The 12424-nt window shown below is 61.9% G+C and carries 14 protein-coding genes; 6 read left to right on the top strand and 8 right to left on the bottom strand.

The annotated features are described in order from the left end of the window. Positions 1 to 99: 99 nt before the first annotated feature. Positions 100 to 993: a helix-turn-helix domain-containing protein gene (locus tag NCS03_RS20820; RefSeq protein ID WP_250529703.1), complete on the bottom strand. Its 894-nt coding sequence runs from the start codon at positions 991 to 993 to the stop codon at positions 100 to 102. A gap of 136 nt (positions 994 to 1129) precedes the next feature. Here NCS03_RS20820 and NCS03_RS20815 point away from each other — a divergent pair, with 136 nt between their 5' ends. The 4 genes from NCS03_RS20815 (at position 1130) to NCS03_RS20800 (ending at position 5543) form a co-directional block, all read left to right on the top strand. Continuing rightward, positions 1130 to 1969: an SDR family NAD(P)-dependent oxidoreductase gene (locus NCS03_RS20815; RefSeq protein WP_250436487.1), complete on the top strand. Its 840-nt coding sequence runs from the start codon at positions 1130 to 1132 to the stop codon at positions 1967 to 1969. A gap of 60 nt (positions 1970 to 2029) precedes the next feature. Continuing rightward, on the top strand, positions 2030 to 3775 hold the full coding sequence (locus NCS03_RS20810) for an FAD-dependent oxidoreductase (protein WP_250529702.1): 1746 nt from the start codon (positions 2030 to 2032) through the stop codon (positions 3773 to 3775). Continuing rightward, positions 3772 to 4107 (top strand): NIPSNAP family protein, encoded by a 336-nt coding sequence (locus tag NCS03_RS20805; protein WP_008347947.1) that lies wholly within the window; start codon positions 3772 to 3774, stop codon positions 4105 to 4107. The genes NCS03_RS20810 and NCS03_RS20805 overlap by 4 nt, the downstream gene beginning before the upstream one ends. 71 nt (positions 4108 to 4178) lie before the next feature. Continuing rightward, a complete protein-coding gene (locus tag NCS03_RS20800; RefSeq protein ID WP_250529701.1) occupies positions 4179 to 5543 on the top strand; it encodes an MFS transporter in 1365 nt (454 codons plus the stop codon). Here the strand turns inward: NCS03_RS20800 and NCS03_RS20795 are convergent. From NCS03_RS20795 to NCS03_RS20770, 6 genes are all read right to left on the bottom strand, one after another. After that, on the bottom strand, positions 5525 to 6058 hold the full coding sequence (locus NCS03_RS20795) for an Ohr family peroxiredoxin (RefSeq protein WP_250457311.1): 534 nt from the start codon (positions 6056 to 6058) through the stop codon (positions 5525 to 5527). The genes NCS03_RS20800 and NCS03_RS20795 overlap by 19 nt on opposite strands. A 39-nt stretch (positions 6059 to 6097) precedes the next feature. Beyond that, entirely contained in the window at positions 6098 to 6271 is a 174-nt protein-coding gene (locus NCS03_RS20790) for an NAD-dependent epimerase/dehydratase family protein (protein ID WP_250529700.1), read from the bottom strand. A 117-nt stretch (positions 6272 to 6388) separates the two neighbouring features. Next, positions 6389 to 7402: a LysR family transcriptional regulator gene (locus tag NCS03_RS20785; protein WP_250529699.1), complete on the bottom strand. Its 1014-nt coding sequence runs from the start codon at positions 7400 to 7402 to the stop codon at positions 6389 to 6391. A gap of 76 nt (positions 7403 to 7478) precedes the next feature. Continuing rightward, on the bottom strand, positions 7479 to 7886 hold the full coding sequence (locus NCS03_RS20780; protein WP_250529698.1) for a cupin domain-containing protein: 408 nt from the start codon (positions 7884 to 7886) through the stop codon (positions 7479 to 7481). 38 nt (positions 7887 to 7924) lie between these two features. Continuing rightward, positions 7925 to 8404 (bottom strand): carboxymuconolactone decarboxylase family protein, encoded by a 480-nt coding sequence (locus NCS03_RS20775; RefSeq protein WP_008347936.1) that lies wholly within the window; start codon positions 8402 to 8404, stop codon positions 7925 to 7927. A gap of 117 nt (positions 8405 to 8521) precedes the next feature. Beyond that, positions 8522 to 9403: an RNA polymerase sigma-70 factor gene (locus tag NCS03_RS20770; RefSeq protein WP_175980751.1), complete on the bottom strand. Its 882-nt coding sequence runs from the start codon at positions 9401 to 9403 to the stop codon at positions 8522 to 8524. 145 nt (positions 9404 to 9548) lie between these two features. Between NCS03_RS20770 and NCS03_RS20765 the strand changes: the two genes are divergently transcribed. After that, positions 9549 to 10838 carry an MFS transporter gene (locus NCS03_RS20765; protein ID WP_250529697.1) on the top strand — a complete coding sequence of 430 codons (1290 nt, stop codon included), beginning with the start codon at positions 9549 to 9551 and terminating at the stop codon, positions 10836 to 10838. Here NCS03_RS20765 and NCS03_RS20760 read toward each other — a convergent pair. Beyond that, entirely contained in the window at positions 10789 to 11841 is a 1053-nt protein-coding gene (locus NCS03_RS20760; RefSeq protein WP_250529696.1) for a helix-turn-helix transcriptional regulator, read from the bottom strand. The genes NCS03_RS20765 and NCS03_RS20760 overlap by 50 nt on opposite strands. Before the next feature lie 272 nt (positions 11842 to 12113). Between NCS03_RS20760 and NCS03_RS20755 the strand changes: the two genes are divergently transcribed. After that, positions 12114 to 12410, top strand: a complete 297-nt coding sequence (locus tag NCS03_RS20755) for a hypothetical protein (protein ID WP_008347927.1) — start codon at positions 12114 to 12116, stop codon at positions 12408 to 12410. Positions 12411 to 12424 lie beyond the last annotated feature (14 nt).

Raw genomic sequence — 12424 nt, 5'->3', positions numbered from 1 at the left:
GTCTCGCTCGGGCCTTTCTTGTTGTTATCGATTTACAGCACGGCGAAGCATCGCACGCTTGTACGAAGCTGGCAACCCTCGAAGAAGGAAGCGAACGGGCTATTGAATGGCCAGCGCCTTGTGCGCTTCCGCCTGGAATCGGGTCGGCGTGACGCCGGTCTGCTTGCGAAAATAGCGGCTGAAATAAGCGATATCGGCAAAGCCCAGTCCATGTGCGATCTGCTTGACCGACATGCTGGAATAAACGAGATCGCGCTGCGCCTCGCGCACAAGATGCTCGTTGATCATTGCGAGCGGCGAACTCGAGATCTCTTCGCGGCATATCCGCCCGAGTTGTGTGACCGTCATGCCGAGCTTCTGCGCATAGAACTCGACAGGTCGATGCTCGCGAAAATGCGCGGCCACCAGTTCCCTGAAGCGCTTGATCTGCTGCGCCCGCCTTTCGGTCGATGCGACACTCGGCGCAGATGCGCTTTCGCATAGGCGCACGACATGCACAAAGAGTGCAATCAATAGCGACATGCCCGCCGCCATGTGACCGCGATTCGTCGCGCGGAATTCCTTCTCGAGCAATTCGACGATCGGCACGAATGCGCTTTCCTCCACGGAGTGGGCACTCATGCGCGAGACGCCTGCGCGTTGCAACACCGGAACGAGTCCCGGCGCCGCGATCGATGCCAGCGCCTCGATCGATCTTTGCGCGACGGTCACGACGAGACCATCCACGTTCGGCGCGAAGTTGAATCCATGAACCGTTTGCGCGGGCAGCATGATGACGCACGGCGGCACGAGATCGATCATGCTGTTCTCGATCAGCACTTGCCCGCCGCCGCCGCGAATGTACAGAAATTGCAAGAGCGCATCGTGGCGATGCGCGTCGATATGCCAGTCGTTGGGCGCGCTGCGCTCGACGATCCATTCGAAGTTGAACGCGTCATACCACGGCGGACGCGCCGATTCCCCGTACAAGTTGTAGTTAGGGATTTTCCTCATATCCTGCGTCTCCTGATGCACAAATTGTCCTGTCGTCTGCGTCCTTTGTCCAATCTTTCGTGCATGGCCGTGAATATACTTTTTTCACAGGCAAGGCTATCGGCGCCTTTGCATCGAACGAACTCAGGAGACAAGGATGACTAATCAGGCCGCGCGGGATCACACCGCGCAGCATTGGCTCGGCCTCGAATCGAGCGTATGTGTAGTGACGGGTTCGGCCGGCGGAATCGGGCGCGCCATTGCATCGACATTCGCCGATGCGGGCGCAAGGCTCGCGCTACTCGATCGCGATGAAGCGGGCTGCAACGATGCGGCGCAAGCATTGCGCGCAACTGGCGTCGATGCTATCGCCATAACTTGCGATATCGGCGATGCAACGAGCGTGAACCGCGCACGCGATCAAGTTGCACGCAAGTTCGGTCAGGTCGATGTGCTCGTCAATAACGCAGGCCTGTTGCGCGCGGGCGGCATCGAAGATATCGGCCTCGATGCATGGAATGCGATGCTCGCCGTCAATCTCACCGGCTACATGTTATGTGCGCAGGCATTCGGGCGCGACATGCTCGCGCGCGGCGCCGGAAGCATCGTGCATATCGCATCGGTGGCGGCGCATCATCCGCAGACGTGGAGCGGCGCATATAGCCCGAGCAAGGCGGGCATCGCAATGTTATCCCGTCAGATCGCCGCCGAATGGGGCGGGCGCGGCGTGCGCAGCAATACGGTCTGCCCCGGCATGATCCGCACGCCGCTTTCGATGGCGTTCTATGAGCAAGGCGATGTCGAAGCGCGCCGCAGCGCAATGATCGCAAGCCGGCGCATCGGCGAACCGCGCGATATCGCCGAGGTGGTTGCATTCCTCGCAAGCCAGCGCGCGGCCTATGTGAACGGCGCGGAGCTTGCCGTCGACGGCGGCTTCGAATGCATGTTGATGGATCTCGTTCCACGTCCCGGCTTCGAAGCGCCGCGCAACGCCTGACACGCTGCTTCTCATCTCACGGGCGTGCGAAGCGCCCGGCTTCAATCAAAGGACTTCATCATGACTACCGTAACGCGGTCGTCCGATCTCGCTTGCGATGTGCTCGTGATCGGCTCGGGCGCCGGCGGCCTTTCCACGGCGATTACAGCGAAGAAGCAAGGGCTCGACGTGATCGTCGTCGAGAAGGAGGAATACTTCGGCGGCACGACCGCGTTCTCGGGCGGCGTCTTGTGGATACCGGGAAATCGCCACGCGAAAGAAGCGGGCGTGCAGGATACGCGCGAAGCCGCAGTTCGATACATGCGCAGCGAAACGGGCGCGATGTATGACGAAGCAGCCGTCGAAGCGTTCCTTGAAAGCGGCCCACGCATGATCGAATTCTTCGAGCGCGAGACCTCGGTCGAATTTCTGCCGACGCTCTACCCCGACTATCATCCCGATGCGCCGGGCGGTGTCGACGTGGGACGTTCCGTCGTTGCAAAACCGTTCGACGCACGCGCGCTTGGCAAGGACATCGTGCGCCTGCGCCCGCCGCTCAAGACGATAACTTTCATCGGCATGATGTTCAATTCGTCGAGCGCGGATCTCAAGCATTTCTTTAACGCGACGAAATCGATCGAATCCGCGTGGTATGTCGCGAAGCGACTCGCGAGCCATATCCGGGAACTCGCACAATACAAGCGCGGCGTGCAGATCACGAGCGGCAACGCACTCGCCGCGCGCCTCGCGAAATCCACGCTCGATCTCGGCATTCCGATTCACACGCGAACGGGCGCGAAAGAACTGATTACGGTGAAGGGCCGCGTGACCGGGGCGATCGTGATTGCGAACGGACATGAAACGCGCATCGTTGCGCGACGCGGTGTCGTGCTGGCGTGTGGCGGCTTCTCTCACGATGTCGCGCGCATCGCAAAGGCCTATCCGCATGTGCGGCGCGGCGGCGAACATGTATCGCCTGTGCCGGCATGCAATACCGGCGACGGCGCGCGCATGGCCGAGCGCGTGGGCGGACGTGTCGATATTCGCTATCCGCAGCCCGCTGCGTGGATGCCGGTCTCGCGCGTGCCGCTAAAAGGCGGCAAATACGGCGTGTTCCCGCATCTGCTCGATCGCTACAAGCCGGGCGTGATCGGCGTGACACGCAGCGGCGTGCGCTTCACGAACGAATCGAATTCCTACCACGATGTCGGCGCAGCGATGATCGAAGCCTGTCGCGATGAAAGCGAAACAGCCATGTGGCTCATCTGCGATCACGCGACGATTCGCAAATACGGCCTCGGCTTTGCAAAGCCCGCGCCGCTACCGGTCGGTCCTCATCTGAAGAACGGATATCTCGTCAAAGGCCGCACGCTCGCGGAACTGGCACGGCGGACAGGCATCGACGCCACAGCGCTCGAAGCGACGGTCCGCGACTATAACCGCGATGCCACGCAGGGCAAGGACACTGCTTTCGGCCGTGGCACGACATCTTTCAACCGCTATCTCGGCGATGCCGCTCACAAGCCGAATCCTTGCATCGCACCGATTGGCGACGGTCCGTACTACGCGCTCAAGGTCGTTATGGGCGATCTCGGCACCTTCGACGGAATCGCGACGAATCCGCATGGCCAGGTACTCAAGGGCAGCGAGCCGATACCAGGGCTCTATGCCGTCGGCAACGACCGCGCGAGCGTCATGGGCGGCAACTACCCCGGCGCGGGCATCACGCTCGGTCCAATCATGACGTTCGGTTATCTCACCGGATTGCATCTCGCGGGCAGCGTCGACGCGCACGCGAAGTCCAGCGAATTGAGGAGCGCAGCATGAGCAAGCCTTTCATCGATCACCGCATCTATACGATCAAGCCGCGCGGCATGTCGGAATTCATCGACGTATTCGACCGTCTAGCGATGCCTATTCAGACCAGATATCTCGGCGCGCCCGTAGGTTTCTATATGAGCGATATCGGCGCGTTGAATCAGGTCGTGCATCTGTGGGGCTACGAGAGCATCGCGGATTACGACCAGCGGCGCACCGCGCGCGACAACGACCCCGAATGGCCCGCTTATCTGCATGCGTCGGCGCATCTCATCGTCGCCCAGGAAAGCCGCATCATCAGGCGCGTCGAGTTCAAGAGTCTTTCGCCAGCAGTTCGATAAGCGCGCGGCATAGCGGCACGACGAAGGCCGCATTCTTCCGCTTGCACATGAATGAATGGAGACATAACGGCATGGAAAAGAACGTCGGGACCATCGAGGTCCAGAGCTTTATCGACGGCGAGCGCTTCTCGCCCTATCAATGGGTCATTCTGATCCTGTGCTTTCTCGTCGTCGCGGCCGACGGTTTCGATACCGCGGCAATCGGTTTTATCGCGCCGTCGTTGATCGGCGACTGGGGCATCACGCGCGCCGCGTTAGGTCCGGTGATGAGTGCGGCGCTCGTCGGTCTCGGCATCGGCGCGCTCGTGGCCGGGCCGGCCGCCGACCGTATCGGACGCAAGGCGGTGCTTGCCATTTCCGTGTTCTTCTTTGGCGTATGGAGCCTCGCATCGGCACAAGCAAGCTCAGTCGAAACACTAACCGCGTGGCGCTTTCTCACCGGCCTGGGTCTCGGCGCGGCAATGCCCAACGCGGTCACGCTGATGTCCGAATACGCACCGGCGCGCGTTCGTGCTATCGCCGTCAATGCGATGTTCTGCGGCTTCTCCGTAGGACTATCGCTTGGCGGGCTCTGCGCCGCATGGCTCATACCGCATTTCGGCTGGCAAAGCGTGCTCGTCGCCGGCGGACTCGGTCCTATCGGGCTCACCGTGCTGTTGCTCGTTCTGTTGCCCGAGTCCGCACAGTTCATGGTCGTGAGACAACGCCCTACGCGAAAGATCGGGCGCGTCCTGCGCCGCATCTCGAACGATCCGCGTCTCGCGGAAGGCGCGCGCGTCATGTTCACTTCTGCCGATACGCGCACGGCCGGCGCCGACAAATCTTCGCTCGGCATCATCGTCTCGCGTCCCTATCGCTTTGGCACGTCCATGTTATGGCTCGCCTATTTCATGGGGCTGATGATCTTCTATCTGCTGACGAACTGGCTTCCTACGCTTTTCAAGGATGCAGGCTTCTCCGCCGAGCGCGCTGCGCTCACGACATCGCTCTTTCCGCTCGGCGGCATTCTCGGCAACCTGTGCCTTGGCTGGGTGATGGGCAAGGCCAATCCGCGACGCGTGAACGCGTGCGCTTATGTGCTCGCAGCGGCGATGGTGCTGACAATCGGACGCGGCATCGCGGATCAGTTCTGGCTTGCTGTGCTGATCTTCCTGACCGGAACAGCGGTGACGAGCGCGGTTACATCGATGTCGGCGCTCGCCGCGTCGTTCTATCCGACGCGAAGCCGCGCGACCGGCGTCGCATGGATGCTTGGCATCGGCCGCATGGGCGCGGTCGCGGGCGCAATGACCGGCGGCGTGCTCATGAGCATGGGGCTGCAATTTGGCGCGGTCTTCACGCTGCTCGCGATTCCCGCAATCATCGCCGCGTTCGCGTTGGGCGCGTTGAGCCGGCGCGATAGAGCGAGTGAAACCACTCAACGTTTGATGACTTGATGTGCTTTCGAGGCATCGTCGGTATTTGCAAGCGCAACTATGTTGACGATGCCTTGACGCGCCATCTTCGTATAAGGGCAAAAGCGTTCCGTGCTGCGCACGAGTTCCTCAGCTACGCTGCGTTCGATGCCGGGCATCTGCACGCGTGTGTGGGCGGTCAACACGAAGAGCCCGTCCATCGGATCGCGGCTGAATTCGACCGTGACGTACACGCTTGCAGCCTCGACAACGATGCCGGCGCGCGCCGCAAGCAGGACCATCGCGCCATGAAAACATGCAGCGTAGGCCGCGGCGAACAGTTGCTCGGGGTTCGTGCCGCCGCCGGGACCGCCGAGCGCCTCGGGCATACGCAGGTCAAGAGCGAGATTGCCGTCGTCGGATCGTGCCTCGCCCGTCGCGCGGCCATGTCCCGCATCGCCACCCGTCACCGCGACGGTCGTCGAATACAGGGGTTGCACGTCGCGTCCTTGATACCTGTCGAGCAGGCTGACGGGCGGCGGATCGATATGCTCCATGGCGGTCATCCATTCTTCGCGCGAACGTTGCACGATCGCTCAACGCGCCGCGACCTCGCGCGCGTCCTGCAACCCTTCTTGCAGGCCCTTTCCTGTCATCGTGTCGACGCCAGATGCCGGCGATGCCGCGATTACTTCGTGCCCGCGCGCACGCAGACGCTCCACGACCTTGCTGCCGATGAGTCCGCTTCCGCCGATGACTACGATGTTCATGATTTCCTCCTCGAAACGATCCGCGAATGCGCGAATGCGCGATGATGACGCATCGTAGGCGTGCAGGCGTGCATCCGGTAGCGCCTCGCACGGATGCGCAGTGTTGCCTTCGATGCATCAATCGGTTGAGATGAGCTGCTGCACGCCCGCACGTGGGTTCGTGATGAACGTCGTCAGGCAATGCAGATCAAGCGCGCGCGTCTGCTCGGTCATGTAATCGACGAATACACGCACGCGCGCGGGCAAATGCTTGCGGCTGAGATAGCAAAGATAGTGGCCGCCATCGTCGGGCGCGTATTGCGCGAGACAGGTGACGAGGCGCCCCGCCTTGAGCGAATCGCAGACGAGATACGCAGGCAGTTGTGCGATGCCCTGCCCGTCGAGCACTGCTTGCAGCATCAGGTCGATATCGTTGAAGGTTTGCCGGGCCGCAGGCGAGCGCTTTCGCGCAAGGCCGTCGACCTTGAATTCCCATTCAGCGATGCGCCCCGCCGGCGCGCGGAAATTGATGCAGCGATGGTCGTCGAGATCGTCGACATGACGCGGCAGGCCGTGCTCGCGCGCATACGCCGGCGATGCGCAGACGATCATCTGCATCGGAATCAATTGCTTTGCAACGACTTCGCTATCTTCCATGTGACCATCGCGAAACGCGACATCCACCCTATCTGCCGTGAAATCGCACGGACGATCGTTCAGCAGCAGTTCGAGTGCGATGTCCGGATAGCGTGCATTAAAGCCGGCTAGAAGCGGCGCGACGACCTTGCGGCCGAAGCCCGGTGCCGACGCGATGCGCAAGTGACCGCGTGGCGGCCCGTTGCGCAACTCGCGCATGTCCTCCAGCGCCTGCACGATGCGCTCCACGCCTGGCTGACAATTCTTGTAGAAGAGCTCGCCTTCGCGTGTGAGCGACGTGCTGCGCGTCGTGCGCAGGAAGAGACGCGCATCGAGCTGTGCTTCCAGCTTCTGCACGTTGCGGCTGACGGCGGAACGGCCGATGCCCAGGCGGTCGCTCGCTTTCGCGAAGCTGCCTTCGTTGGCGACGGCAAGAAAAGAAACGACGCCCGCATAACTCGCTACGAAGCTATACGCGAGAGAATCGTCGGAATGACACACAAGGTCTGATGGCATGGCGGCACGAAACGTAGTGGCTCTGTCCAACAAGACGTTTGCGCCACACGGTTTGTGACGCGCCATGCCGAATTTTTTATTTAACGGGCGTCAGAACGGGCTTGTCCTTGTCTTTGAGAAGCAGCACGATGAATTTCGCGCGCTTCGTGTTGCTCGCGTTGCGTCGCACAGTGTGAATGTCGTCAGGGCCTTCATAAAAGGTATCGCCGGCTTTGAGCGTCACGGCCTTGCCGCCGCGAACCTGCATGACGATCGTACCTTCCAGGACATATACGTAGGCATGAGCGTCGTGACGATGCACGGGATCGACCGCGCCCGGAGGATACTCCACGCTGATCATCAGCGCCTCCTTGCCGGGATATTCCGGAAGCGGCTTCGTCATGAGTTCCTTGACGATGGCCTCCGGCGCCGCGTGCGCCGTGCTCGCCGCGAGCGCCGCGCATCCGAAGACGAGTGCAAGTCCCACGCGTTTGATGCTGTGCATGATCCGTTCTCCCATGATCGAACGACGGCGCGAACGCACTACGACAGGTTTGCCTTGTCCAGGCCGAAAGCTTTATCCGACGAACCCGGAACCGTCTGAAACGCGACATTCGCACGGTTCCACCCATTGATCTCGATGATGATGTACGTCAGATCCGACAACTCCTTCTCCGAAAACTGCTCACGCACGCGTGCAAAGAGATCGTCGGACACGCCATGCTCGGGAATGCGCGTCAGCACTTCGGTCCACGCGAGCGCGGCACGTTCGCGCGGCGAAAACAGCGGCGATTCACGCCAGATCGCAACGTGATGCGTGCGCAGTTCGCGCTCGCCATGAATCTTCGCTTCCTTCACATGCATATCGACGCAAAACGCACAGCCATTCATTTGCGATGCGCGAAGCGTCACGAGATCGCGGGTCGTCTGCTCGATCGAGCATTCACGCACCGCCTGACTGAACTCATAGAACTTCCGGAAAAGCTCGGGAGATTGTTGAATGTAGTTGACTCGCTGCGTCATGATGACTCCATGTCTGGTTGAAGATGGATGTCATCCTAGGTTTGCGCGGCTTGTCGCGGTAGACACGCGAACGTGCCCACGCTGTTGCCTCGCACGCATCAATCGAATCGCGAGCGTTCATGCATTGCCATGGCGAGCCGCAATGCGTTCGAGCTTATCCGGATTGCGCTGCACCTGTATGCGTACGATGCGTTCATCTTCGATATCGAAAGTCTGCGCGGATTCGAGCTTGCCGTCGATGAAACGCAGCAGCGCCCATTGCTCATTCAGCATGACGAGTTCGAGACACACGCCGTTTCCATACCGCAGAAAGGCCGCATAAAAAAGCTGCGCGATGCGTTTGCCGCCCAAAAGCGGTTTGGGGAAACTCTGCACGCGCCCGCCGCCATCGCCGATCAGCATGGCGTCCTCCGCGAGCATCGCGTGAATCGCTGCGAAATCGCCGAGCTCCATCGCGTGCGCGAATGCATGCAGCAAGCGCCTTTGAATCTCTCGCGACACCGAACGTCGCGGACGCTCTTCGCGTAGTTGTGCCTTGGCTCGGCTCACGAGCTGGCGGCATGCGGCCTCCGTCTTGCCGATGATGTTCGCGACCTCCGCATAGTCGGCGTCGAAGACCTCGCGCAACAGAAACGCCGCGCGCGCTTCGGGCGTGAGGCGTTCGAGCAGCATGAGGAACGCGACGGATACGTCGTCCGCGCGCTCCGTGACTTCCTCCGGCGTTGCCGGCGGCTCGGTGATCTGCGGCTCGGGCAGCCAGATGCCGGTGTAGTGTTCGCGCTGCAACTTCGCGGCGCGCAACCGGTCGATCGAATGGCGCGTCGTCACTGCGACGAGCCACGCCTCGGCATTCTCGATCGCTTCGTGAGCCGCCGCATGCCAGCGCAGCCATACGTCCTGCACGATATCCTCGGCTTCGGCGACCGAACCGAGCATGCGATACGCAATGCCCTGCAGACGAGGGCGCAAGCGGTCGAATTCGCGCGTGGCGTCATCCATGAAGGCGATTCCTCGTTACTGAACGTCTGTGAAGTCATCGGCTTGAAAGGAGATCGTATATTACGCGTGCGCGATATTCCTTTAAAGATATGAATAATACGGCCGTTAATATCGATGGCCGGAATCGAACGCGCCAATCTCATTCATGACTGAAATCGAACGTCCACAAGCGCCCGCGAATCTGACCCGCATCATCGTAGCGACGGTGATCAGCAACGGCTTCGTCGCATACGACTTCACTGTGTACGGCTTCTCCGCGGCGATCATCGGGCGGCTGTTCTTTCCCGCGCATGATCCCGCCTCGTCTCTGCTGCTATCGCTCGCGACATTCGGCGCCGGCTTCGTGATGCGTCCGCTCGGCGCAGTGCTCATCGGACGATACGCGGATCGATGCGGACGCGAAGCCGGCATGCGGCTGTCGATCGCCGTGATGGCGCTGGGTACGTGGCTGATCGCATGCTTGCCGACGCACGCGGCGATCGGCGCGAGCGCGACCGTGCTGATCGTGGTCGCGCGGCTTTTGCAAGGACTCGCGGCGGGCGGCGAGATCGGACCGGCATCGGCGCTGCTGATGGAATCCGTGCCTTATGAACGGCGCTGCTTCATCGTCAGCTGGCGTGGTGCGAGTCAGGGCGCGGCCGCGTGCGTGGCGGCGCTCGTCGGCGCGTGCACATCGGCGCTTCTGTCGCCGGAGCAACTCTTGCAATGGGGATGGCGCGTGCCCTTCTTCATCGGCGGACTGATCGCGCCGCTCGGATGGTTTCTGCGGCGCATGCCGGGCGACGCATCCACGTCGAAGCCCCGACCCGCGCGCACGCCGCTCGCAACTGTACTGCGCGAGCACGCGCGCCCGCTCGCATGCGGCATCCTGATGATGGCCGCGCCATCGTCGAGCATCTACATCGCCGTGCTGTACATGCCGAGCTATCTGACGCATACGCTGCAGCGGCCGCCTGTCATCAGCTTTCTGATCGCGTCGCTCTCCGGCCTCGTTATTCTGATCGTCACGCCGCTCGTCGCGCTTGCGGCCGATCGGCTGATGAGCCGCAAGACGCTGCAATATGCCTCGCTCTTCGCCGCGCTCGCGACGGCTTATCCCGCGTTTTATGCGCTCACGCGAGGCGCACCGGATGCGCTCGCGCTCGTCATCATCCTGCTCTATGTCGCAGTCGCGCTGAACAGCGCGGGCGCCGCTTCGGTGCTCATGCTCGAAGCCTTCCCGAGGGATCGGCGCGCGGCGAGCCTCGCCGTGATCTATACCTTCGGCGTCGTCATCTTCGGGGGATTCTCGCCGTTGACGGTCGCATGGCTCGTCGGCGCGACGGGCAACGTAATGACGCCCGCGTGGTATCTGCTCGCCGCGAACTGCCTGACGCTTCTTGCGCTCAGCCGCTTTCCGGAAGGCCGCGCGAGTGCGCGGCGCGCATCCGCATGACGGGATCGCCACTCGTCGCGCGCAACAGTTCGAGCGCGCGCAGGCGCATCTCGAGCGGACTGACGTCGAACGCGCGGCGAAACGCGCGCGTGAAATCCGATGCGCTCTTGAAGCCGAGACCGAATGCGATATCCGCAATCTGCAGATTGGGAAACAGCGCGAGTTCGTCGGCCGCTTCGCGCAAGCGGCGAAGTCGAATATATGCGGCGAGCCCGCCCTCCTGCTCGAACCACCGATAGACTGTCGCGCGCTTGAGCCCGAGTGCCTCGACGATCGCGGTCGGCGTGAGATCGGCCTCATGCAGGCGCGTTTCGATGTAACGCTTCACCTGGCTCTTCACGGCCGTTTGCAGTGCGGCGCGTGAATCGCTCGCGGCATTCGGCTTGTCGGCGAATGCCGCGAGCAGGAGCCGCGCGCCGGCATCGAGCGCGTCAGCGGCGTCGGGCCGGTCGAGCACCGGCAATTCTCGCGCGGTGGCCTCGAAATGTTCGAACACGAAATGCACGAGCGGCGCGTGATCGGGCAGCACGCGACCGTGCAACGCGTCGCAGTCGCCGATATGCGCGGCGACGATTGCACGCGGTACGAACATCGTCAGCACGCGGCACGCCGGACGTTCGACGCGAAAGCGCTGATTCAGATCGAGTGCGATGATGCCGCGCACAGAGCCAGGCGCGCTGCGCTTGACGCTCAGCCCGCTGACGTGACCGGTCTCGCCTTCCACATAGACGTGAAATGCGAAATCGCGACGCGTGTCAGTGGAGACGCGCGCGATAGATCGCTCGAGCACGAGCGCGTCGGTGCGCGCTTCCGTGAACACGAGGCCGCCCGCCGCATGCAGATCGATGCTGCCCGAGAAGCCGCGTGCAATCTGATCCTTGTCCGGCACGACATCGACCACATGCCCGACCCGATCGCGCCATGCGAGCAATTGACGCTCACGCGGACAGGCGCGCGTCGAAAAGTGCGTGGAAATCTTCGGCGGATCGGAATCTGCGGGCATGTGCGGCAGTCGATGTTGTCGGGTCGTCCTTCGCGCTGTGGCGCGCACGATACGGGCCAGCAAATGAGACGCATGGTAAAGCGTATTTTGAATGCCGGTATATCGTGCTGGACGAGGAGCAGCGTGTGCGGCGTCGTGGGCGGCCAGGTCGGCGATTCCTTGCCTTCATCCCGCCGTCACATTGCTGACTCCCCATCCTAGGGTTTACGGCTAGTCAAGATAAAAAATTCAGCCGCACATAAAGAGAGAAAAGACGTTTCGGGGCGTCACACATGGAAAAGTCGAAAATTGTGCAAGTCGGGCGCGCCGCGCAGGCCACGCGAGCGATGCTCAAGCCCGCGCGTCTCGCGGACACCCAGCTCGATCATCTCGAGCACATGATCCGTTCGCTCGCGCTATCGGGAAATTCAAAGGCGGTCGACCAGTTCGATCATGCCTACTGGAAAAGGCGGCTCGCCGCGGTCGGCGACGAAAGCGATCTCGTCTCGACGCAACGCGCCCGCGTGCTGCGGCTCCTCGATCTTCTCGAACAGAACCGAGCAGCAGACTCCGACAAGGCGGCCGCCTAGCGCTCCGCCAGCAA

Source organism: Caballeronia sp. ATUFL_F1_KS4A (assembly GCF_023630905.1).
Lineage (GTDB): Bacteria > Pseudomonadota > Gammaproteobacteria > Burkholderiales > Burkholderiaceae > Caballeronia > Caballeronia zhejiangensis.
Note: the sequence above shows the minus strand (reverse complement) of the source record. Positions and strands in the feature narration are given on the sequence as shown.

Coding starts and splice junctions, on each gene's coding strand:
- NCS03_RS20820 (WP_250529703.1), bottom strand. CDS start 993: ATGAGGAAAATCCCTAACTACAACTTGTACGGGGAATCGGCGCGTCCG.
- NCS03_RS20815 (WP_250436487.1), top strand. CDS start 1,130: ATGACTAATCAGGCCGCGCGGGATCACACCGCGCAGCATTGGCTCGGC.
- NCS03_RS20810 (WP_250529702.1), top strand. CDS start 2,030: ATGACTACCGTAACGCGGTCGTCCGATCTCGCTTGCGATGTGCTCGTG.
- NCS03_RS20805 (WP_008347947.1), top strand. CDS start 3,772: ATGAGCAAGCCTTTCATCGATCACCGCATCTATACGATCAAGCCGCGC.
- NCS03_RS20800 (WP_250529701.1), top strand. CDS start 4,179: ATGGAAAAGAACGTCGGGACCATCGAGGTCCAGAGCTTTATCGACGGC.
- NCS03_RS20795 (WP_250457311.1), bottom strand. CDS start 6,058: ATGGAGCATATCGATCCGCCGCCCGTCAGCCTGCTCGACAGGTATCAA.
- NCS03_RS20790 (WP_250529700.1), bottom strand. CDS start 6,271: ATGAACATCGTAGTCATCGGCGGAAGCGGACTCATCGGCAGCAAGGTC.
- NCS03_RS20785 (WP_250529699.1), bottom strand. CDS start 7,402: ATGCCATCAGACCTTGTGTGTCATTCCGACGATTCTCTCGCGTATAGC.
- NCS03_RS20780 (WP_250529698.1), bottom strand. CDS start 7,886: ATGCACAGCATCAAACGCGTGGGACTTGCACTCGTCTTCGGATGCGCG.
- NCS03_RS20775 (WP_008347936.1), bottom strand. CDS start 8,404: ATGACGCAGCGAGTCAACTACATTCAACAATCTCCCGAGCTTTTCCGG.
- NCS03_RS20770 (WP_175980751.1), bottom strand. CDS start 9,403: ATGGATGACGCCACGCGCGAATTCGACCGCTTGCGCCCTCGTCTGCAG.
- NCS03_RS20765 (WP_250529697.1), top strand. CDS start 9,549: ATGACTGAAATCGAACGTCCACAAGCGCCCGCGAATCTGACCCGCATC.
- NCS03_RS20760 (WP_250529696.1), bottom strand. CDS start 11,841: ATGCCCGCAGATTCCGATCCGCCGAAGATTTCCACGCACTTTTCGACG.
- NCS03_RS20755 (WP_008347927.1), top strand. CDS start 12,114: ATGGAAAAGTCGAAAATTGTGCAAGTCGGGCGCGCCGCGCAGGCCACG.